The organism is Streptomyces sp. NBC_01013, from assembly GCF_045162765.1.
Taxonomy (GTDB): Bacteria; Actinomycetota; Actinomycetes; order Streptomycetales; family Streptomycetaceae; genus Streptomyces.
The window spans coordinates 6,957,765-6,979,626 of record NZ_CP108687.1 but is presented as its reverse complement, the minus strand read 5'-3'; the positions used below and the strand labels follow the sequence as shown (position 1 = coordinate 6,979,626).

Sequence of the window (21,862 nt, the reverse complement as noted above, 5' to 3'; positions counted from 1 at the left end):
TCCCGCGCACCGGTGTTCCCGCGAAGAGGGGGACACCGTTTCCGGTGTCCCCCTCTGGGCTGCTATTCGCGCGCTGCGGTCAGATGCTCCGCGTGTTCCTGGAGGGAACGTACGCCCACGTCTCCGTGGTTGAGGGCGTCGATGCCCTGGACGGCCGCGGCGAGCGCCTGGACCGTGGTGAGGCAGGGCACGGACCGGGCGACGGCCGCGGTGCGGATCTCGTAGCCGTCGAGCCGGCCGCCGGTTCCGTACGGCGTGTTGACGATGAGGTCGACCTCGCCGTCGTGGATGAGCTGGACGATCGTCTTCTCGCCGTTCGGGCCCTCGCCCTCGGACTGCTTGCGCACGACGCGCGCGTTGATGCCGTTGCGCTTGAGCACCTCGGCCGTGCCGGAGGTGGCCATCAGCTCGAAGCCGTGGGCGACCAGCTCGCGGGCCGGGAAGATCATCGAGCGCTTGTCGCGGTTGGCGACCGAGATGAAGGCGCGCCCCTGGGTGGGCAGCGGGCCGTAGGCGCCGGCCTGCGACTTGGCGTACGCCGTGCCGAAGACCGAGTCGATGCCCATGACCTCACCGGTGGAGCGCATCTCCGGGCCGAGGACCGTGTCGACGCCGCGGCCGTGGATGTCGCGGAAGCGCGACCACGGCATGACGGCCTCCTTGACGGAGATCGGCGCGTCGAGCGGCAGGGTGCCGCCGTCGCCGTGCTTCGGCAGCAGACCCTCCTCGCGCAGCTCCGCGACGGTGGCGCCCAGGGAGATGCGGGCGGCTGCCTTCGCGAGCGGGACCGCGGTCGCCTTCGAGGTGAAGGGGACGGTACGGGAGGCGCGCGGGTTGGCTTCGAGGACGTAGAGGATGTCGCCGGACAGGGCGAACTGGATGTTGATCAGTCCGCGTACGCCGACGCCCTTGGCGATGCCCTCGGTGGAGGCGCGCAACCGCTTGATGTCGTAGCCGCCGAGGGTGATCGGGGGCAGCGCGCAGGCGGAGTCACCGGAGTGGATGCCGGCTTCCTCGATGTGCTCCATGACGCCGCCGAGGTAGAGCTCGGTGCCGTCGTAGAGGGCGTCGACGTCGATCTCGATGGCGTCGTCGAGGAAACGGTCGACCAGGACCGGCCGGGTGGGGCTGATCTCGGTGGACTCGGCGATGTACGAGGAGAGCCGCGTCTCGTCGTACACGATCTCCATGCCGCGGCCGCCCAGGACGTAGGACGGGCGCACGAGGACGGGGTAGCCGATCTCGTCCGCGATGGCCTTGGCCTCGGTGAAGGTGGTGGCGGTGCCGTGCTTCGGGGCGGGCAGGCCGGCCTCGGCGAGCACGCGGCCGAATGCGCCGCGGTCCTCGGCGGCGTGGATCGCCTCCGGGGAGGTACCGACGACGGGCACGCCGTTGTCCTTGAGCGCCTGCGCCAGGCCCAGCGGGGTCTGGCCGCCCAGCTGGACGATGACACCCGCGATCGGGCCCGCGAGAGACTCGGCGTGCACGATCTCCAGCACGTCCTCGAGCGTCAGCGGCTCGAAGTACAGGCGGTCGGAGGTGTCGTAGTCGGTGGAGACCGTCTCCGGGTTGCAGTTGACCATCACGGTCTCGTAGCCCGCGTCGCTCAGGGCGAAGGAGGCGTGGACGCAGGAGTAGTCGAACTCGATGCCCTGTCCGATGCGGTTGGGGCCGGACCCCAGGATGATCACCGCGGGCTTGGTGCGGGACGCGACCTCGCTCTCCTCGTCGTAGGAGGAGTAGAAGTACGGCGTCTTGGCGGCGAACTCCGCGGCGCAGGTGTCGACCGTCTTGTAGACCGGCCGGATGCCGAGCGCTTGCCGCACCTCGCGGACGACGTCCTCGCGCAGGCCGCGGATCTCGGCGATCTGGACGTCGGAGAAGCCGTGCCGCTTGGCCTCGGCCAGCAGTTCGGGGACGAGCTTGTCGGCGGCGGCGATCTCGTCGGCGATCTCCTTGATGAGGAAGAGCTGGTCGACGAACCAGGGGTCGATCTTCGTGGCGTCGAAGACCTCTTCCTGGGTGGCACCGGCCCGGATCGCCTGCATGACGGTGTTGATACGGCCGTCGGTCGGCCGGACCGCCTCGGCCAGCAGCTCGGCCTTGTCGCCGGGCTCGCCGGTGAAGGCGAACTGCGAGCCCTTCTTCTCCAGGGAGCGCAGCGCCTTCTGCAGGGCCTCGGTGAAGTTCCTGCCGATCGCCATGGCCTCGCCCACCGACTTCATGGTGGTGGTGAGGGTGGAGTCCGCGGAGGGGAACTTCTCGAAGGCGAAGCGCGGGGCCTTGACCACGACGTAGTCGAGGGTCGGCTCGAAGGAGGCCGGGGTCTTCTCGGTGATGTCGTTGGGGATCTCGTCGAGCGTGTAGCCGACGGCCAGCTTGGCGGCGATCTTGGCGATCGGGAAGCCGGTGGCCTTGGAGGCGAGCGCCGAGGAGCGCGAGACGCGGGGGTTCATCTCGATCACGATGACCCTGCCGTCGGCGGGGTCGATGGCGAACTGGATGTTGCAGCCGCCGGTGTCGACGCCGACCTCGCGGATGATCGCGATACCGACGTCGCGCAGCCGCTGGTACTCGCGGTCGGTGAGCGTCATCGCCGGGGCGACGGTGATCGAGTCACCCGTGTGGACGCCCATCGGGTCGAAGTTCTCGATGGAGCAGACGACCACGACGTTGTCGTTCTTGTCGCGCATCAGCTCCAGCTCGTACTCCTTCCAGCCGAGGATGGACTCCTCCAGGAGCACCTCGGTGGTCGGCGAGAGCGTGAGGCCCTGTCCGGCGATGCGGCGCAGTTCCTCCTCGTCGTGGGCGAAGCCGGAGCCGGCGCCGCCCATGGTGAAGGAGGGGCGGACGACGACGGGGTAGCCGCCGAGGGTCTCGACGCCCTTCATGATGTCGTCCATGGAGTGGCAGATGACCGAGCGGGCGGACTCGCCGTAGCCGATCTTCGCCTTGACGGCCTCGACGACGCCCTTGAAGAGCTCGCGGTCCTCGCCCTTGTTGATGGCCTCGACGTTGGCGCCGATGAGCTCGACGCCGTACTTCTCCAGGACACCGTTCTCGTGCATCGAGATCGCGGTGTTGAGGGCGGTCTGGCCGCCCAGGGTCGGGAGCAGCGCGTCCGGGCGCTCCTTGGCGATGATCTTCTCGACGAACTCGGGGGTGATCGGCTCGACGTACGTGGCGTCGGCGATCTCCGGGTCGGTCATGATCGTCGCCGGGTTGGAGTTCACCAGGATGACGCGCAGGCCCTCGGCCTTGAGGACGCGGCAGGCCTGGGTGCCGGAGTAGTCGAACTCGGCGGCCTGACCGATGACGATCGGACCGGAGCCGATGACCAGGACGGACTGGATATCGGAGCGCTTAGGCACGCTGGTCCTCCATCAGGGAAACGAAACGGTCGAAGAGGTACGCGGCGTCGTGCGGGCCGGCGGCTGCTTCGGGGTGGTACTGGACGCTGAACGCCGGCCGGTCGAGGAGCTGGAGGCCCTCGACGACCTGGTCGTTCAGGCAGACGTGGGAGACCTCGGCGCGCCCGTAGGCGGTGTCGGAGACCTTGTCGAGCGGCGCGTCGACGGCGAAGCCGTGGTTGTGCGCGGTGACCTCGACCTTGCCGGTCGAGCGGTCCTGCACGGGCTGGTTGATGCCGCGGTGGCCGTACTTCAGCTTGTACGTGCCGAAGCCGAGCGCGCGGCCCAGGATCTGGTTGCCGAAGCAGATGCCGAAGAGCGGGGTCTGCCGCTCCAGGACGCCCTGCATGACGGAGACGGGGTGGTCGGCGGTGGACGGGTCACCGGGGCCGTTGGAGAAGAAGACCCCGTCGGGCTGCACCGCGTACACCTCCTCCAGGGTGGCGGTGGCGGGCAGGACGTGCACCTCGATGCCCCGCTCGGCCATCCGGTGCGGGGTCATGCCCTTGATGCCGAGGTCGATCGCGGCGACGGTGAACTTCTTGGTGCCGATCGCGGGGACGACGTACGTCTCCTTGGTGGCGACCTCGGCGGAGAGGTCGGCGCCGTTCATCTCGGGGGCCTGGCGTACCCGGGCGAGGAGCGTGCCCTCGTCGGCGATCGCGTTCCCGGAGAAGATGCCGACGCGCATGGCGCCGCGCTCACGCAGGTGGCGGGTGAGGGCGCGGGTGTCGATGCCGCTGATGCCCACGACACCCTGGCTCGCGAGCTCCTCGTCGAGCGAGCGCCGCGAGCGCCAGTTGGAGGGCACCCGGGCGGGGTCGCGGACGACGTAGCCGGCGACCCAGATCTGCTTGGACTCGGGGTCCTCGTCGTTCACACCGGTGTTGCCGACGTGCGGGGCGGTCATCACGACGACCTGGCGGTGGTACGAGGGGTCGGTCAGCGTCTCCTGGTAGCCGGTCATGCCGGTGGAGAACACCGCCTCGCCGAAGGTCTCCCCCACAGCCCCGTAGGCGCGGCCGCGGAAGGCGCGGCCGTCCTCCAGGACGAGTACGGCGGGAGCTTTGGCCGCTCCCCGGGTGGAGATCGTCATCGTGCGGTGCCTTCCGTAGTGCTGGTGAGGTGGTTGACGGCTTCGACCCAGGCGGCGTGCTCGGCCGAGTGGTCGGAACGGAATCCGGAGTCGATCAGCTGGTCGCCGAGCGCCCAGGTGATGACCAGCAGGCCGCCCTCGGGCAGGACCTTGCCCGCGAGTGCCTTGTCCGTCCGGGCTTCGCGCAGGTCGGCGGCGGGGACGAAGAAGTCCGTCGCGCCGGGGCGTACGACGTCGAGGCCCTGCTCGGTGAGGGTGAGCTCGACGCGGCTGCGGGTGCCGAGGCCGTGGGCGACGATGCGGTCGAGCCACTGCCCGGCCGTCGTCGAGGCGTGGTAGCGCCCGGTCAGCGTGAGCAGCCTCTCGCCGTCCGCGAAGCCGTCCGGGGTGGTCGCGAGGTCGGGGAGACCGGACTGGAGGCTGCCGCGCCACTTCCATCCCTGGCGCATGAGCCAGTAGACGAACGCGATGAGGACGATCAGTCCGATCACCCAGCTGATGCGGGCGGACCAGTCGGTGACCTCCGCCGACTTCTGCTCGGCGGCCAGTTGGTACAGCTGATGGGTGGGGCTGAGACTTGTCACGCGAGCTTCCCGTCGACGACCGTGGCACGGCCCCGCAGGAAGGTGTGGGTCACTCGGCCCGGCAGCTCGCGCCCCTCGTACGGAGTGTTGCGGCTGCGGGAGGCGAAGCCCGCGGGGTCCACGACCCCACGGTATGCCGGATCGACCAGGGTGAGGTTGGCGGGCTCGCCCTCCGAGACGGGCCGGCCGTGTCCGTCGAGGCGGCCGATGGCCGCGGGGCGGAACGACATGCGGTCGGCGACGCCGGCCCAGTCGATCAGCCCGGTGTCCACCATCGTCTGCTGGACGACGGAGAGCGCGGTCTCCAGGCCCACCATGCCCATGGCGGCCGCGGCCCACTCGCAGTCCTTGTCCTCGTGCGGGTGCGGGGCGTGGTCGGTGGCGACGCAGTCGATGGTGCCGTCGGCGAGGGCCTCGCGCAGGGCCATGACGTCGGCCTCGGTGCGCAGCGGCGGGTTCACCTTGTAGACGGGGTTGTAGGACCGTACGAGCTCGTCCGTGAGGAGCAGGTGGTGCGGGGTGACCTCGGCGGTGACGTTCCAGCCCTTGGACTTGGCCCAGCGGACGATCTCGACGGAGCCGGCGGTCGACAGGTGGCAGATGTGCACCCGGGAGCCGACATGCGCGGCGAGCAGGACGTCGCGGGCGATGATCGACTCCTCGGCGACGGCGGGCCAGCCGCCGAGGCCGAGCTCGGCCGAGACGATGCCCTCGTTCATCTGGGCGCCCTCGGTGAGGCGGGGCTCCTGGGCGTGCTGGGCGACGACCCCGTCGAACGCCTTCACGTACTCCAGGGCGCGGCGCATGATCACCGCGTCGTCCACGCACTTGCCGTCGTCGGAGAAGACCTTCACTCCGGCGGCCGAATCGTGCATGGCGCCGAGCTCGGCGAGCTGCTTGCCCTCCAGGCCGACGGTGACGGCGCCGATGGGCTGCACGTCGCAGTAGCCGGACTCCTTGCCCAGGCGCCAGACCTGCTCGACGACTCCGGCGGTGTCGGCGACCGGGAAGGTGTTGGCCATGGCGTGCACGGCGGTGAAGCCGCCGACCGCGGCGGCCTTGGTGCCGGTCAGGACGGTCTCGGAGTCCTCCCGGCCGGGCTCGCGCAGGTGGGTGTGGAGGTCGACCAGGCCGGGCAGCAGGATCTGTCCGGCCGCCTCGATCACGGTGGCGTCGCCGGCGTCGAGTCCGGTGCCGACCGCCGCGATGGTCTCGCCGTCGATGAGGACGTCCTGGGGGGTGCCGCCGAGGACCTTCGCACCGCGGATAATGATCTTGCTCATGGTTACTTGTTCTCCTCGGTACGGGCGGGGGCGGCAGGCTCGGAACCGCCGAGCAGCAGGTAGAGCACGGCCATGCGGATCGAGACGCCGTTGGCGACCTGCTCGACGACCGTGCAGCGGTCGGAGTCGGCGACCTCGGCGGTGATCTCCATGCCGCGGACCATCGGGCCGGGGTGCATGACGATGGCGTGCCCGGGCATCTTCGCCATCCGCTCGCCGTCCAGGCCGTAGCGGCGGGAGTACTCGCGCTCGGTCGGGAAGTACGCGGCGTTCATCCGCTCACGCTGCACACGAAGCATCATCACAGCGTCCGACTTCGGCAGCACCTCGTCGAGGCTGTAGCTGATGTCGCAGGGCCACTGCTCGACGCCGACGGGGACCAGGGTGGGCGGGGCCACCAGGGTCACATGGGCGCCGAGGGTCGTCAGCAGGTGGACGTTGGAGCGGGCGACCCGGCTGTGCAGGATGTCGCCGACGATCGTGATGCGGCGGCCGTCGAGGTCCTTGCCGAGGCCGGAGTCGGCCCCGACCAGCCGGCGGCGCATGGTGAAGGCGTCCAGGAGGGCCTGGGTGGGGTGCTCGTGCGTGCCGTCGCCGGCGTTGACGACGGCGCCGTCGATCCAGCCGGAGGTGGCGAGGCGGTACGGGGCGCCCGAGGCGCCGTGCCGGATGACGACGGCGTCGGCGCCCATCGCCTCCAGGGTCAGGGCGGTGTCCTTGAGTGACTCGCCCTTGGAGACCGAGGAGCCCTTGGCGGAGAAGTTGATGACGTCGGCGGACAGCCGCTTGGCGGCTGCCTCGAAGGAGATGCGGGTACGCGTCGAGTCCTCGAAGAAGAGGTTGACGACGGTACGGCCGCGCAGGGTCGGGAGCTTCTTGATCGGCCGGTCCGCGACCCGGGCCATCTCCTCGGCGGTGTCGAGGATCAGGACGGCGTCGTCGCGGGTGAGGTCGGCGGCCGAGATGAGGTGGCGCTTCATCTGGGTGTTCTCCGGGTGGCTGGAGGATTCAGGCGTGCGGGCGTGCGGAAGCCGTCGTACGGCACGGGGGCCGTACGGAAGGGCAGCTAGCGCTCGACCGCCGGGGCGGCCTGCTCGACCCCGAGCAGCACGGCGTCGCGGCCGTCCTCCTCGGCGAGCTGGACCTTGACCGTCTCCCGCAGCGACGTGGGGAGGTTCTTGCCGACGTAGTCGGCACGGATCGGGAGTTCGCGGTGTCCTCGGTCGACGAGGACCGCGAGCTGCACCGCGCGGGGCCGGCCGATGTCGCCGAGCGCGTCGAGTGCGGCGCGGATCGTGCGGCCGGAGAAGAGGACGTCGTCGACGAGGACGACCAGGCGGCCCTCGATGCCCTCACCGGGGATCTCCGTGCGGGCCAGGGCACGCGCCGGGCGCATCCGCAGGTCGTCGCGGTACATGGTGATGTCGAGCGACCCGACCGGCATCTTCCGGCCGGTGATCTCTTCGAGCTTGTCGGCGAGCCGGCGGGCGAGGAAGACGCCCCGGGTCGGGATGCCGAGAAGCACCACATCGTCGGCGCCCTTGGCGCGTTCGACGATCTCGTGGGCGATGCGGGTCAGTACTCGGGCGATGTCGGGAGCCTCGAGAACGGGGCGTGCCGCATTGCCGGTGGCGTCGTGCTGTGCGTCCATAAGAAACGGACCTCCTTCTCCGCCTCTCGGGACGGATCTTAAAGGACGTCGAAATTGCGTCATCCACGTTACCAGGGCCTGAGCAGGCCCCTTGCCCCCACCCCCGGGAGGTACCGGTCCGGACCATTCAGCTTGACGCACCCAAGTAACGCTGCGTAACCTCACAGTGAGTTACCAGCCACGCGGCGGAGCCGCACAATGTTCCAGCGTCCGGGGAGCCTTATGTCCAGCGAATACGCAAAACAGCTCGGGGCCAAGCTCCGCGCCATCCGCACCCAGCAGGGCCTCTCCCTCCACGGCGTGGAGGAGAAGTCCCAGGGCCGCTGGAAGGCCGTCGTGGTCGGCTCGTACGAGCGCGGTGACCGTGCCGTGACCGTGCAGCGCCTTGCCGAGCTGGCGGACTTCTACGGCGTTCCGGTGCAGGAGCTCCTGCCCGGCACCACGCCCGGCGGGGCAGCCGAGCCGCCGCCGAAGCTCGTACTCCAGCTCGAGCGCCTCGCCCACGTCCCGCCGGAGAAGGCCGGACCCCTGCAGCGCTACGCGGCCACGATCCAGAGCCAGCGCGGCGACTACAACGGCAAGGTGCTCTCGATCCGCCAGGACGACCTGCGCACGCTGGCCGTGATCTACGACCAGTCGCCGTCCGTGCTCACGGAGCAGCTGATCAGCTGGGGCGTCCTGGACGCCGACGCGCGCCGCGCGGTCGCTCACGACGAGGGCTGACCACCCCAGCAGAAACGTACCGCCGGGTCGGCGGGGCCCTTCAGGCGCCCCGCCGGGCCCGGCGTTTCCGTTTTCCGGGCCGTCCTCCGTCCCCGGCCCCGTCCCCGGCCGGACATGCCGAAGGGCCCACGGTCTTGCGACCGTGGGCCCTTCGGCGGCAGAACACCGTCGGGGCTACTGCTCCCGGCGAAGGTTCGGCTTGAGGTCCTTGAAACGGGCCAGCAGGCCGTTCACGAAGGACGGGGAGTCATCGGTGGAGAACTCCTTGGCGATCTGCACCGCCTCGTCGATCACCACCGCGTCCGGCGTCGCGTCCACCCAGATCAGCTCGTACGCACCGAGCCGCAGGATGTTCCGGTCGACGACCGGCATGCGGTCGATCTCCCAGTCCACGGCGTAGGTGACGATGAGGTCGTCGATCCGGTCCGCGTACTGCGCGTACCCCTCGACGAGCTCCATCGTGTACTCGGTAACCGGCGGCTGACGGGTGTCGGACCGCGAGTGCCGGACCCAGTCCGCGAGGACCGTCTGCACGGACTCACCGCGCTGGTCGGCCTCGAAGAGGATCTGGAAGGCTCGCTTGCGGGCCGTATTCCGGGCAGCCACGGTTAGCTGTTCACCCGGCCGAGGTAATCGCCCGAGCGGGTGTCGACCTTGATCTTCTCACCGGTGGTGATGAAGAGGGGGACACCGATCTCGTAGCCGGTCTCCAGCGTGGCGGGCTTGGTGCCACCGGTGGACCGGTCGCCCTGGACGCCCGGGTCCGTGTGCTGGATGACGAGCTCGACGGCGGCCGGCAGCTCGACGTAGAGCACCTCGCCCTCGTGCTGGGCGACAGAGGCGGTGAAGCCCTCGATCAGGAAGTTGGCGGCGTCGCCGACAGCCTTGCGGTCGACCATCAGCTGGTCGTAGGTGTCCATGTCCATGAAGACGAAGTACTCGCCGTCCATGTACGAGAACTGCATGTCGCGCCGGTCAATGGTGGCCGTTTCGACCTTCACGCCGGCGTTGAACGTCTTGTCGACGACCTTGCCGGACAGCACGTTCTTGAGCTTGGTGCGCACGAAGGCCGGGCCCTTGCCGGGCTTGACGTGCTGGAACTCGACGACGGACCAGAGCTGGCCTCCGTCGAGCTTGAGCACCAGGCCGTTCTTGAGGTCGTTCGTGGAAGCCACGGTTGCGGAATCTCCTGGACTGAAGCTGGTGGACGGCCAAGGATGCGCGCCGGAGTCTCCGCGAGGAGTCCCCTAGAGCGCGAGCAGCTCCTTGGTCGTAATGGTGAGTAGCTCGGGTCCGCCGTCCGCCTCGGGGCGCACGACGAGCGTGTCATCGATCCGGACCCCGCCCCGGCCCGGGAGGTGGACCCCCGGTTCGACGGTGACCGGCACACAAGCGTCCAGTTTACCCATGGCTGCAGGTGCCAGCTGCGGGTCCTCGTCGATTTCGAGCCCGACCCCGTGCCCGGTCCAGGGTGCGAGGCCCTCACCATGGCCCGCCGACTCCAGGAGATGACGGGCCGCACGGTCCACGTCACGGTAGGCGGCGCCGGGCACCAGTGCCTCACGTCCGGCCCGCTGAGCGGCGAAAACCAGGTCGTAGAGCTCGATCTGCCAGTCGGCCGGGGCCGTTCCGATGACGAAGGTGCGACCGACCTCGCACCGGTATCCGCGGTAGTTGGCGCCCAGGCAGACGGAGAGAAAATCTCCTTCCTCGACCCGTCGGTCCGAGGGCCGGTGACGGCCGCGGCCGGAGTTGGGGCCGGTGGCGACGGATGTCGCGAAGGCGGGGCCGTCGGCACCGTGGTCCACCAGACGGCGTTCCAGTTCGAGTGCGAGATGCCGCTCCGTGCGGCCGACCAGGATCGATTCGAGGAGTTCGCCCAGCGCCTGGTCGGTGATCTCGGCGGCGATCCGCAGACAGCCGATCTCCTCCTCGTCCTTGACGATGCGCAGCTGCTCGACGTTGGCACCGAGATCGGCCAGCCGGAGCTTCGGGGCGACCGAGGCCATGGCCCGGTGGCGGGCGACCGTCAGGTCGTGTTCCTCGACGGCCAGGGACTCCGCCCCGTCGGCGGTGGCCAGATCCGCGGCGGCGACCACGGGATCGCCGCCGGTGACCGGCAGCAGGTCCACCCGCAGCTGTTCGTCGGTGCGGCCGTCGGCCGGATCACCGGTCGGGGGGCGCGGGCAGAGCAGGACGTCCTCGTCGGGGCCGAGCAGCAGCACGGCACCCGGGGGCGCTCCGCCCGCCAGGTAGCGGACATTGGCGGGGCGGGAGACCAGGGCGGCCGCGGATCCGACTGCGGCGCACCGGTCGCGGAGCAGCCCGCGGCGGACGGCGTACACCTCTGACATGCATCGAGCGTACGAGCGCGGGCCCGGGCCCGCGCGGTCAGCGCATCCGACCGGGGGGCGCCCGCCGCTCGGCCTGCGGGCGCGCGCCGCCGGCCGCCGGGATACCAGGCCGGCTCCGCCCGCGGGCACGCGCCGCCGGCCGCCGGTTTCACCAGGCCGGGGGGCTCGCGATGGAGCGGGCGAGTATGTCGTCCAGGACGCGGGCGGTGGTCTCCACGTCGTACGTGGAGTTGTCGATGATCGGCAGGCCGGAGCCGTACCAGCCGGCCATCCGGCCATGGATCCGGGCGACCTCCTCGTCGGAGAGGCGGCGGTTGCCGCTGCGGGCGGCGTTGCGCTCCAGGACGATCTCCAGGCCCGGCAGCAGGACGACGGGCAGCAGGCCGGGGCCGACATGACGCTTCCAGCCGCCGAGGCCGACCACGGGGCGGTCCGGGAAGACCGCGTCGTCGAGGATGCAGGAGATGCCGTTGGCCAGGAAGTTTCGGGCCGCGAAGCCACAGGTGCGGCGGGCCAGGCGGTACTGGGCCTCCGACTGGTCGTTCCACCCCGTCTGCGGGTCCGCGAAGCCGGAGCAGACCCACTCACGGACGTCGTCGAGGCTGACGTGGGCGGTCGGGACGCGACGGCGGGCCGCCCAGAGCTTGGCCACCGTCGTCTTCCCGGCGCCTGCCGGGCCGATCAGGAGCACAGCGAGGGTCGCGTTCCCGGTGCCGGGCTCGGCGGGCGGCGCGGGCAGCGGTACCGGCCCGCCGGGCGGCAGCTGGATGTGCCCGGTGGTCTCCCTGGAGACCGGGGCGGGGGCCTGGTGCAGCGCGGTCCCGGTCCAGCCCTGGCCGCCCTGGCCCTGCGGGGCGGGTGGCGCGGCGGGCGGCGGGCCCGGGTGACCGGCCGGGGGCTGAGCGGGCGGGCCGGCGGGACCCGGGACCGGGTGGCCGGGGTGCTGGGCCTGGTGCGACCAGCCGACGGGTCCGTTTCCGGGTCCCTGGGGCGGCGGCAGCGGGGCCCCCACTGCGTGCTGCATCGGGTGGCACTCCGTCTCGTACAGGCAACTGGCGCTGGTGGAACGGCAACCGTACCTTCCCCGGCCGCCACGGAGGGAACGGCCGGGGAGGGTCCACAGTGCCCGGTCGGCCAACTCGGCCACCCGGTGCCCGCGTGGGTCAGTCCGTCAGTTCGTCCGCGAGGGCGCGCAGGGCGAGACGGTAGGAGCCGATGCCGAAACCGGCCACGGTCCCGGTGGCCACCGGTGCGACCACGGAGTTGTGACGGAATTCCTCCCGTGCGTACGGGTTCGAGATGTGCACCTCGATCAGCGGAGCGGTGCGCTGGGCGGCCGCGTCGCGCATCCCGTACGAGTAGTGCGTGAAGGCACCCGGGTTGATAACGACCGGAATTGAACCGTCCGCGGCCTCGTGGAGCCAGCGGATCAGCTCCCCCTCGTCGTTGGTCTCCCGGACGTCGACGTCGAAACCGAGCTCCTTGCCGAGGGTGCGGCAGGTGTCGACGAGTCCGGCGTACGACGTCGCTCCGTAGACGTCGGGTTCCCGGGAACCCAGACGGCCGAGGTTGGGTCCGTTGAGGACGAACACCCGGCGGCTCACGCCGATACCTCCCCGTAGGCGGCGAGCAGAACGGCCGGGTCGGGGCCCTCCAGGACGGTGGGCTTGCCGAGGCCGTCCAGGACGATGAAGCGCAGCAGGTTGCCGCGGGACTTCTTGTCGACCTTCATGTTCTCCAGCAGCTTGGGCCACTGGTCGCCACGGTAGGTGAGCGGCAGGCCGACGGACTCCAGGACGGCGCGGTGCCGGTCGGCGGTGGCGTCGTCCAGGCGTCCGGCGAGGCGGCCCAGTTCGGCGGCGAAGACCATGCCGACCGAGACGGCGGCGCCGTGGCGCCACTTGTAGCGCTCGTTCTTCTCGATCGCGTGGGCCAGCGTGTGCCCGTAGTTGAGGATCTCGCGGAGTCCGGCCTCCTTGAGGTCGCTGGAGACGACCTCGGCCTTGACTCGGACGGCCCGCTCGATGAGCTCGGACGTGTGCGGTCCGGCCGGTGTGCGCGCACCCTGCGGGTCCGCCTCGATGAGGTCGAGGATCACCGGGTCGGCGATGAAGCCGGCCTTGATGATCTCCGCCATGCCGGAGACGTAGTCGTTGACCGGCAACGAGTCCAGCGCGGCCAGGTCGCAGAGCACGCCGGCCGGAGGGTGGAAGGCACCGACGAGGTTCTTTCCCTCCGCGGTGTTGATGCCGGTCTTGCCGCCGACGGCCGCGTCGACCATGCCGAGCACGGTCGTGGGTACGGCGATCCAGCGCACCCCGCGCAGCCAGGAGGCGGCGACGAAGCCGGCGACGTCCGTGGTGGCGCCGCCGCCGATGCCGACGATGACGTCGGTGCGGGTGAAACCGGTCTGGCCGAGCGCCTTCCAGCAGTAGGCGGCAACCTCGACGGTCTTGGCCTCCTCCGCGTTGGGCAGCTGGATCGCGATGGCCTCGTAGCCCTGGTCGGCGAGGTCCTGGCGGACGGCCTCGCCGGTCTCGGCGAGCGCCTCCGGGTGCAGGACCGCGACGCGCTGGGCGCGCTCACCGATGAGCGTGGGCAACTCGGCGAGCAGCTGCCGGCCGATCAGGACCTCGTAGGGGTCGCTGCCCGCGCTGCCGGCGATCTGGACGCGGGTGGGGGTCTGGTCGGTCATCGTTCGCTTCTCCCGGCCGGACGGTGCGTCCGGCAGTTCCAGTGCGTCGAGGACCGCCTGGGCGACCTCTTCCGGTGTGCGCTCGTCGGTCGCGACGACCGCGCGGGCCACCTCCGTGTAGAGGTGGCGGCGGGCCTCCATGAGCTCGCGCCACTGCCGGCGCGGGTTCACGGCGAGCAGCGGGCGGGCGGTGTTGAGCCCGACGCGTTTGACGGCCTCGTCGACGTCCATCGAGAGGTAGACCACGGCGTGACCGGCCAGCAGGGCGCGCGTCGCCTCGTCGAGGACGGCGCCGCCGCCGAGCGAGAGGACTCCCCCGTGCTCGGCGACCGCGGCCCGCACGGCCGCCCGCTCCAGTGCGCGGAAGTGCTCTTCGCCCTCGTCGTAGAAGATCTCGGAGATGGGCTTGCCGGCCGTGGCCACGACATCGGCATCGGTGTCCCGGTAGCCGGTGCCCAGCCGGGCGGCGAGCAGCTCGCCGACCGTGGACTTTCCGACGCCCATGGGCCCGACCAGGACGATCAGCGGACCGCTCATCGGATCTGGAGGTGGTCGAGGTACGACTGGACGTTGCGGTGGGTTTCGGCGACGCTGTCGCCGCCGAACTTCTCCGCGACCGCATCGGCGAGGACCAGTGCGACCATCGCCTCGGCGACGATGCCGGCGGCCGGAACGGCACAGACATCGGAGCGCTGGTGGTGCGCCTTGGCGGGCTCACCGGTCACCACGTCCACCGTGGCCAGTGCACGCGGCACCGTCGCGATCGGCTTCATCGCCGCCCGGACCCGCAGCAGCTCACCTGTGGTCAGACCGCCTTCGGTGCCGCCGGCGCGGCCGGAGGCGCGCTTGATGCCGTCCTCGGTCACCAGGATCTCGTCGTGCGCCTGCGAGCCGGGCACCCGGGCGAGATCGAAGCCGTCGCCGACCTCGACGCCCTTGATGGCCTGGATGCCCATGAGCGCGGCGGCGAGACGGGCGTCGAGCCGACGGTCCCAGTGCACGTGCGAACCGAGGCCGACCGGCACTCCATAGGCCAGCACCTCGACGACACCGCCGAGCGTGTCGCCGTCCTTGTGGGCCTGGTCGATCTCGGCGACCATCTGCTTGCTCGCCGTGGCGTCGAGGCAGCGCACCGGGTCGGCGTCGAGCTTCTCGACGTCGGCGGGCACCGGGTAGAGACCGTACGGCGCCTTGGCCGCGGCCAGTTCCACGACGTGACTGACGATCTCGATGCCGGCCGTCTCCTTGAGGTACGACCGGGCCACGGCGCCGAGGGCGACGCGCGCCGCGGTCTCCCGGGCGCTGGCGCGCTCCAGGATCGGCCGGGCCTCGTCGAAGCCGTACTTCTGCATGCCGGCGAGGTCGGCGTGGCCGGGCCGGGGGCGGGTCAGCGGGGCGTTACGGGCCTGGGCGGCCAGCACTTCGGGGTCGACCGGGTCGGCCGACATGACCTGCTCCCACTTGGGCCACTCGGTGTTGCCCACCATCACGGCGACGGGCGAGCCCATGGTCAGGCCGTGCCGGACCCCGCCGAGGAAGGTGACCTCGTCCTTCTCGAACTTCATCCGGGCGCCGCGCCCGTATCCGAGCCGTCGCCTGGCGAGCGCGTCCGCCACCATCTCCGTGGTGACGGGGATACCGGCGGGAAGACCCTCCAGCGTCGCCACCAGTGCGGGGCCGTGCGACTCTCCGGCGGTCAGCCAGCGCAACCTGCTCAACGGTGCTCCTCATGCTCGCGCCTGTAACTGCATCGGCGCGACCGGGTGCGCGGCCCTGGCCCGCCGCCCTCGATCCTCCCACGACCGGGCCTCCCGACCCGCCGCCGGTCCAGCAGACGGACGGACCGGCCGGGCCGGCCGGGCGGTCAGCGGGCGGTCAGCGCCTGTTCGCCGGCGTGACGCATGGCGGTCAGCGGCGCGGGCGAGCGGCCCGTCATCTGCTCGACCTGGAGGACGGCCTGGTGGACGAGGAGGTCAAGACCTCCGACGACTGCGCCCCCACGGCTCGCCCAGGCTGAGGCGAGTCCGGTGGGCCAGGGCTCGTACAGCACGTCGAAGAGCGTGCCCGGGCGCTCCGGAACGGCGTCCATCAGCGCGTCCGTGGCACCGGCCGGCGTGGTCGCGATGACCAGTGGCGCGTGCAGTGCCTGCTCGGCCTCGGCCCAGTCGGCGATCCGCACGTCGACCCCGAGCCGTTCGCCCCAGCCGCGCATCTCGATACCGCGCTCGCGGCTGCGGACGTAGGCCGTGACGGGTCCCGTACAGATCTGCGAGAGCGCGGCGAGAGCGGACGAGGCGGTGGCCCCGGCGCCGAGGACAGCGGCGGACTCGGTCTTCTCGACACCCCGCTCGCGCAGCGCGGCGATCATGCCCGGAATATCCGTGTTGTCGCCGGTACGCCCGCCGTCCTCGGTGAAGACGACCGTGTTCACCGCCTCGACCGAGGCCGCGGTCTCGCTGACACAGTCCAGCAGCGGCATGATCGCCCGCTTCAGCGGCATGGTGAGGGAGAGCCCGGCCCAGGAGGAATCCAGGCCCTCGACGAAGCCCGGGAGCGCCGCCTCGTCCACGTCGAACCGGTCGTACGACCAGCCGTCGAGGCCGAGTTCGGCGTATGCCGCCCGGTGCAGGACCGGGGAGAGCGAGTGTGCGATGGGCGAGCCGAGAACGGCTGCCCGGTGACGCCTGTCAGTCGAGCCCATGCAGTTCCTTGAACTTCTTGTTGAGCTTCTCGTGCTCCGCGGCCGTCTTGGTGAACTGGGTCTTCTTGCCGTCGAGCGAGATGAAGAACATCCAGCCGCTGGAGGTGGGACTCAGGGTCGCGCGCAGGGCCTCGTCCCCGGGGTTGCCGATGGGGCCCGGAGGCAGACCGGCGTGGTAATAGGTGTTATAGGGATCCGGGTTGGTCCGGATCTCGTTCGACCTGATCTTGATCTCGCTCTGGTTCTTGAGGTAATTGAACGCGGAGTCGAATTCGAGCTTGCGGTTCGTCGCCACGTTGTCGGGCTTCAGGCGGTTGTAGACGACTTCGGCCATCTTGCGGAAGTCGTCATGCGTAAGGCCTTCCGCCTGGACCAGGCTGGCCACGGTGAGCACCTGCCACGGACCGTCCAGGTTGTACTTCTTGGCGGTGCCTTCGAGGTCGAGATCCTCGTACTCCTCGTTGGACCGCGAGACCATCTTCTTGAGGATCGTCTCGGGCTTGGTTTCCTTCGTGACCGGATATGCGGCCGGGTAGAGGAATCCTTCCAGCGGGTCCTTGATGTCCTTGTTCTTGGCCACCCAGCCGGGCAGGCCCAGATCGGCCTTCTTGGACGCGGCTACGGCTGCGGTGGTGCCCTTCTTGAGGTCCAGCTTCGCGTCGATCTTCGCGTAGACGGCGACATTGCGGGAGCCCTCGGGAATGATCAGAAGGTTCTGGCTCTTCGGGTCGACCATCATCTTCACGGCCTCGGACGCCGACATCTCCTCGTGGAGGAGATAGACCCCGGCCTGGATCGACTTCCCCTTGGGGTTCTCGTTCTGCGCGGAGACGAAGGCGTCGACGCTCTTGACCACACCCGCCTTCTTCAGGATGTTGCCGATGTCGTACCCGTACGCGCCCTTCGGGATTTCCACCTCGACCGATCCCGAGCCGCTACCCGCGTAGTCGGGGGCGGAGCCGAACTTGTCCTTGTAGAAGGAGTAGCCGAAGTAGCCCACTCCTCCGAGGCCGCCGGCCAGGACGAGGGAGACGACCAGGCAGGCGCACCCGCTGCGGCCCTTCTTCTTCTTGCCCTTGCCGCGGCGCTCGCCGTCCCCGTTCCCGCGGCGGGACTCACGAGGGTCGTCGTCGTACTCGTCGTCGTCCTTGGCCTTGCCGTCGTCCGCGCCCGTGAAGAACGGGTGGGTCTCCTCGGGCTGGACCTCGGGGTCCCAGTCAGGGTTCTGCGCCGGGGCCGGTGCGGGTTCCGCCTCGCGGCGGCCCGGGGGCTGCGGCGGCGGATACGCCTCGGGGGTGCCGTAGTAGTCGTTCGTCTCGCTGTAGCCGTACCCGGCGGCGGGCTGGCCGTCGTAGGGCGCCGCCGGCTGCTGGCCGGTGTCCCAGCCGCCGCTGTAGGGCGGCTGCTGCTGGGCATACGGGTCCTGCTGCGCACCGTACGGGGGCTGCTGCTGGTACTGCGCCTGCTGATGCTGCTGCGCGTACGGGTCCTGGTGCTGCTGTTGCTGGTGCTGCTGTTGCTGGTGCTGCTGTTGCTGGTGCTGCTGCTGGTGCTGCGCGTAAGGGTCCTGCGGCTGCTGCGTGTAAGCGTCCTGCGGCTGGGCATATGGGTCTTGCGGCTGCTGCTGGGCGTACGGGTCCTGCTGCTGCTGGCCGCCGTACTGGCCCTGGCCGTGGGCAGGCCGCCGGCCCTCCCACCCCTGGTCCCCGTACAGGGGATCCTCGGGATGCCACGGTTCGGAGCCGGGGCCCCGGCCATACTCAGTCATCGATCCCCTTGAGCCGCGAGACGACGTTCCGTCTCTTTGCTGTGCGGTGTTTGTTCGAACCCCGCCGCATCGCGCGGAACGTTACCGTATCGCGATCAGACAACCACTTCGACGCCCTCGCCGGGCGGATTGCCCGAGGCCCGTTCGGACTCCAGAGCGTTCTGGAGGATCACCACAGCGGCAGCCTGATCGATGACGGATCGGCCTTTTTTGGACTTCACGCCCGATGCGCGCAGCCCCTGACTGGCCGTCACTGTGGTCATCCTCTCGTCCACCAATCGCACCGGAATGGGTGCAACCGCACGGGCGAGCACATCGGTGAAGGCGCGGACCTTGGCCGCGGCCGGCCCTTCGCCACCGCCCAGGGACCGTGGCAGGCCGACGATGATCTCGATCGGCTCGTACTCCGCGACGATCTGTCCGAGCCGCCGGTGGGCGGCCGGGACGTCGCGTCCCGGCACGGTCTCCACCGGTGTGGCAAGGATCCCGTCGGGGTCGCACGAGGCGACCCCGATCCGGGCGTCCCCGACGTCGATCGCCAGTCGGCGACCGCGGCGCATCTGCGTCATGTCCGGTGTCACGCCGTCTCGGTGACGAGGCGTTCGACAGCGGCGACGGCGTCGCCGATGGCGTCCGGGTTCTGTCCGCCGCCCTGGGCGACGTCCGGCTTGCCTCCGCCACCGCCGCCGAGGGTCTTGGCGGCGGTGCGGACCAGGTCGCCGGCCTTGAGGCCGCGCTCGCGGGCGGCCTCGTTCGTGGCGATGACGGTCAGCGGGCGCCCGTTGGCCGTGGTGAACAGGGCCACGACGGCCGGACGGCCGCCCTGGATGCGCCCGCGGACGTCGAGGACGAGCTTGCGCAGGTCGTCGGCCGACGTGCCGTCCGGCACCTGGCCGGTGACCAGGGCCACGCCCCGTACGTCCTTGGCGGAGTCGACCAGACCCGCGGCAGCGGCCAGGACCTTCTCCGCGCGGAACTTCTCGATCTCCTTCTCGGCGTCCTTCAGTTTGCCGAGCATGGAGGCGATCTTCTCCGGGAGCTCCTCGGAACGGCCCTTGACCAGCTCCTGGAGCTGGGCGACGACCGTGTGCTCCTTGGCGAGGAAGTTGTACGCGTCGACGCCGACGAGGGCCTCGATGCGGCGCACGCCGGAGCCGATGGACGACTCGCCGAGCAGCTTCACCAGACCGAGCTGGGCAGTGTTGCCGACGTGCGTGCCGCCGCACAGCTCCTTGGAGAAGTCGCCGATGGTGACGACACGGACCCGCTCGCCGTACTTCTCGCCGAACTCGGCGATGGCTCCCTGCTTCTTGGCCTCGTCGATCGACATGACCTCGGCCTGGACGTCGAGCTCCCGCGAGAGGACCTCGTTGATCTTCTGCTCGACATCGACGAGGACCGTGCCGGGTACGGCCGCGGGCGAACCGAAGTCGAAGCGGAAACGGCCCGGGGAGTTCTCCGAACCGGCCTGGGCTGCCGTCGGGCCGAGCGCGTCGCGCAGTGCCTGGTGCGTGAGGTGGGTGGCGCTGTGGGCGCGGGCGATCGCGCGTCGGCGGGTGTTGTCGATGGCGGCGAAGGCGGAGGCCCCGACCGTCACCTCGCCGACCTGCACCGAGCCCTTGTGCACGGAGACGCCGGGGACCGGCTGCTGAACGTCGCGCACCTGGATGACGGCGCCGTTGTCGAGCCGGATACGGCCCTGGTCGGCGAGCTGGCCGCCGCCCTCGGCGTAGAACGGGGTGCGGTCCAGGACGACCTCGACCTCGTCGCCCTCGGAGGCGGCCGGCGAGGAGACACCGTCGACGAGGAGGCCGACGATCGTCGACTCGCCCTCGGTGGCGAGGTAGCCGGTGAACTCGGTGACTCCGGAGTTGTCGGCGACCTCGCGGTAGGCGGACAGGTCTGCGTGACCGGTCTTCTTGGCCCTGGCGTCGGCCTTGGCCTTGTCCCGCTGCTCCTGCATGAGGCGGCGGAATCCGTCCTCGTCCACGGACAGCCCCTGTTCGGCGGCCATCTCCAGGGTGAGGTCGATCGGGAAGCCCCAGGTGTCGTGGAGCAGGAACGCCTTGTCACCGGCGATGACCCGGCCGCCGGCGGCCTTGGTCTCGGTGACGGCGGTCTCCAGGATGTTGGTGCCGCCCTTGAGGGCCTTCAGGAACGCGGCCTCCTCGGCGAGGGCGACCGTCTCGATCCGCTTGCGGTCCGTGATCAGCTCGGGGTACTGCAGGCCCATCGTGTTGATCACGACGTCGACCAGCTCGCTGACGACCGAGCCGGTGGCGCCCATCAGCCGCATGTTGCGGATGGCCCGGCGCATGATGCGGCGCAGCACGTAGCCGCGGCCCTCGTTGCCGGGGGTGACACCGTCGCCGATGAGCATGACGGAGGTGCGGATGTGGTCGGCGACCACGCGGAGTGAGACGTCCGTGCCGTGGGCGGCGCCGTAGCGCACGCCGGTGAGCTCGGTGGCCCTGTCCATGACGACGCGCAGGGTGTCGGTCTCGTACATGTTCTGTACGCCCTGGAGGATCATCGCAAGGCGTTCGAGGCCGAGGCCGGTGTCGATGTTCTTGGACGGCAGGTCACCGAGGATCGGGAAGTCGTCCTTGCCGTCGCCGGCGCCGCGCTCGTACTGCATGAAGACCAGGTTCCAGATCTCCACGTAGCGCTCGTCGTTGACGGCCGGGCCGCCCTCGACGCCGAACTCGGGGCCGCGGTCGTAGTTGATCTCGGAACAGGGGCCACACGGGCCGGGGACGCCCATGGACCAGAAGTTGTCCTTCTTGCCGAGGCGCTGGATGCGCTCGGCGGGGACACCGATCTTGTCGCGCCAGATCTGCTCGGCCTCGTCGTCGTCGAGGTAGACCGTGATCCACAGACGCTCGGGGTCGAGGCCGAAGCCGCCGTCCGCCACGGAGCTGGTGAGCAGCTCCCAGGCGTACTCGATGGCGCCTTCCTTGAAGTAGTCGCCGAAGGAGAAGTTCCCGCACATCTGGAAGAACGTGCCGTGCCGGGTGGTCTTGCCGACCTCTTCGATGTCCGGCGTACGGACGCACTTCTGCACGCTGGTGACGCGCGGGGCGGGCGGCTTGACCTCGCCGAGGAAGTACGGCTTGAAGGGCACCATGCCGGCCGGGACCAGCAGCAGAGTCGGGTCGTCCGCGATGAGCGACGCCGAAGGGACGACGGTGTGACCGCGCTCCTCGTAGAAGCTCAGCCAGCGGCGACGAATTTCTGCCGACTCCATCAGTGGTCCTCATTCCGGTTGTACGAGTTGTAGGTGCGTGACGTGGGGGGAAGGCTGCGGGGCGCCTCGCGCTCGGCCGCCTCGACGGTGAGGTGGCGCCGCACGGGGAGATCGGGGTCGACGGGCGCTTCGAGCCCGAGCGCCTCGCCCAGTTCGGCCTCGCGTCTGGCCATGCCCTCACGGACGTCCAGGGCGAAGTCCTTCAGCTTGTGACCGGCCACGACCGCCTTGTCGGCGGCCTGCGCCGCGAGGCTCTCGGGGGTCAGCTGCTTGATCTTCCGGTTGACCTTGGCGGTGGCCCACACACCGGCGGCTGCGCCGGCGGTGAACCAGAACGTACGGCGGAACAT

General features: G+C 70.3%; 19 protein-coding genes. 1 reads left to right on the top strand and 18 read right to left on the bottom strand.

The genetic code is table 11. The annotated features are described in order from the left end of the window. Positions 1-62: 62 nt before the first annotated feature. The 6 genes from carB to pyrR form a co-directional block, all read right to left on the bottom strand. A complete protein-coding gene (carB, locus tag OG538_RS30495) occupies positions 63-3,371 on the bottom strand; it encodes a carbamoyl-phosphate synthase large subunit (protein ID WP_406098652.1) in 3,309 nt (1,102 codons plus the stop codon). Beyond that, a complete protein-coding gene (gene carA, locus OG538_RS30490; protein ID WP_406098651.1) occupies positions 3,364-4,506 on the bottom strand; it encodes a glutamine-hydrolyzing carbamoyl-phosphate synthase small subunit in 1,143 nt (380 codons plus the stop codon). Before carA ends, carB begins: the two co-directional genes overlap by 8 nt. After that, a complete protein-coding gene (locus OG538_RS30485; RefSeq protein WP_406098650.1) occupies positions 4,503-5,090 on the bottom strand; it encodes a hypothetical protein in 588 nt (195 codons plus the stop codon). The genes carA and OG538_RS30485 overlap by 4 nt, the downstream gene beginning before the upstream one ends. Then, complete coding sequence (locus OG538_RS30480; RefSeq protein ID WP_406098649.1) at positions 5,087-6,373, bottom strand: dihydroorotase; 1,287 nt, start codon at positions 6,371-6,373, stop codon at positions 5,087-5,089. The genes OG538_RS30485 and OG538_RS30480 overlap by 4 nt, the downstream gene beginning before the upstream one ends. A gap of 2 nt (positions 6,374-6,375) precedes the next feature. Then, positions 6,376-7,353 carry an aspartate carbamoyltransferase catalytic subunit gene (locus OG538_RS30475; protein WP_406098648.1) on the bottom strand — a complete coding sequence of 326 codons (978 nt, stop codon included), beginning with the start codon at positions 7,351-7,353 and terminating at the stop codon, positions 6,376-6,378. Positions 7,354-7,439: 86 nt separating this feature from the next. Beyond that, positions 7,440-8,024 carry a bifunctional pyr operon transcriptional regulator/uracil phosphoribosyltransferase PyrR gene (pyrR, locus tag OG538_RS30470; RefSeq protein ID WP_148016313.1) on the bottom strand — a complete coding sequence of 195 codons (585 nt, stop codon included), beginning with the start codon at positions 8,022-8,024 and terminating at the stop codon, positions 7,440-7,442. 222 nt (positions 8,025-8,246) lie between these two features. Between pyrR and bldD the strand changes: the two genes are divergently transcribed. Then, positions 8,247-8,747 carry a transcriptional regulator BldD gene (bldD, locus tag OG538_RS30465; protein WP_018103903.1) on the top strand — a complete coding sequence of 167 codons (501 nt, stop codon included), beginning with the start codon at positions 8,247-8,249 and terminating at the stop codon, positions 8,745-8,747. Positions 8,748-8,921: 174 nt separating this feature from the next. Here the strand turns inward: bldD and nusB are convergent, their stop codons facing one another. The 12 genes from nusB to OG538_RS30405 form a co-directional block, all read right to left on the bottom strand. Then, a complete protein-coding gene (nusB, locus tag OG538_RS30460) occupies positions 8,922-9,353 on the bottom strand; it encodes a transcription antitermination factor NusB (RefSeq protein ID WP_024490948.1) in 432 nt (143 codons plus the stop codon). Positions 9,354-9,355: 2 nt separating this feature from the next. Further along, on the bottom strand, positions 9,356-9,922 hold the full coding sequence (gene efp / locus OG538_RS30455; RefSeq protein WP_385281161.1) for an elongation factor P: 567 nt from the start codon (positions 9,920-9,922) through the stop codon (positions 9,356-9,358). Between the two features lie 72 nt (positions 9,923-9,994). After that, positions 9,995-11,101, bottom strand: coding sequence for an aminopeptidase P family protein (locus tag OG538_RS30450; RefSeq protein WP_406098647.1), 1,107 nt, complete (start codon positions 11,099-11,101; stop codon positions 9,995-9,997). A gap of 148 nt (positions 11,102-11,249) precedes the next feature. Beyond that, positions 11,250-12,125 (bottom strand): Pro-rich N-terminal domain-containing protein, encoded by an 876-nt coding sequence (locus OG538_RS30445; protein WP_406098646.1) that lies wholly within the window; start codon positions 12,123-12,125, stop codon positions 11,250-11,252. A 139-nt stretch (positions 12,126-12,264) separates the two neighbouring features. After that, entirely contained in the window at positions 12,265-12,705 is a 441-nt protein-coding gene (aroQ, locus tag OG538_RS30440) for a type II 3-dehydroquinate dehydratase (RefSeq protein ID WP_406098645.1), read from the bottom strand. After that, positions 12,702-14,333, bottom strand: a complete 1,632-nt coding sequence (gene aroB, locus OG538_RS30435; RefSeq protein ID WP_406098644.1) for a 3-dehydroquinate synthase — start codon at positions 14,331-14,333, stop codon at positions 12,702-12,704. Before aroB ends, aroQ begins: the two co-directional genes overlap by 4 nt. After that, the gene (aroC, locus tag OG538_RS30430) at positions 14,330-15,514 is read right to left on the bottom strand and encodes a chorismate synthase (protein ID WP_406098643.1); all 1,185 of its coding nucleotides are present in this window, start codon (positions 15,512-15,514) and stop codon (positions 14,330-14,332) included. Before aroC ends, aroB begins: the two co-directional genes overlap by 4 nt. A gap of 146 nt (positions 15,515-15,660) precedes the next feature. Then, the gene (locus OG538_RS30425) at positions 15,661-16,497 is read right to left on the bottom strand and encodes a shikimate dehydrogenase (protein ID WP_406098642.1); all 837 of its coding nucleotides are present in this window, start codon (positions 16,495-16,497) and stop codon (positions 15,661-15,663) included. Then, the gene (mltG, locus tag OG538_RS30420; protein ID WP_406098641.1) at positions 16,484-18,265 is read right to left on the bottom strand and encodes an endolytic transglycosylase MltG; all 1,782 of its coding nucleotides are present in this window, start codon (positions 18,263-18,265) and stop codon (positions 16,484-16,486) included. The genes OG538_RS30425 and mltG overlap by 14 nt, the downstream gene beginning before the upstream one ends. Before the next feature lie 95 nt (positions 18,266-18,360). Beyond that, the gene (ruvX, locus tag OG538_RS30415; RefSeq protein WP_406098640.1) at positions 18,361-18,834 is read right to left on the bottom strand and encodes a Holliday junction resolvase RuvX; all 474 of its coding nucleotides are present in this window, start codon (positions 18,832-18,834) and stop codon (positions 18,361-18,363) included. Between the two features lie 8 nt (positions 18,835-18,842). Continuing rightward, positions 18,843-21,512, bottom strand: coding sequence for an alanine--tRNA ligase (gene alaS, locus OG538_RS30410; RefSeq protein WP_406098639.1), 2,670 nt, complete (start codon positions 21,510-21,512; stop codon positions 18,843-18,845). Next, positions 21,512-21,862, bottom strand: a complete 351-nt coding sequence (locus OG538_RS30405; RefSeq protein ID WP_406098638.1) for a DUF6167 family protein — start codon at positions 21,860-21,862, stop codon at positions 21,512-21,514. Before OG538_RS30405 ends, alaS begins: the two co-directional genes overlap by 1 nt.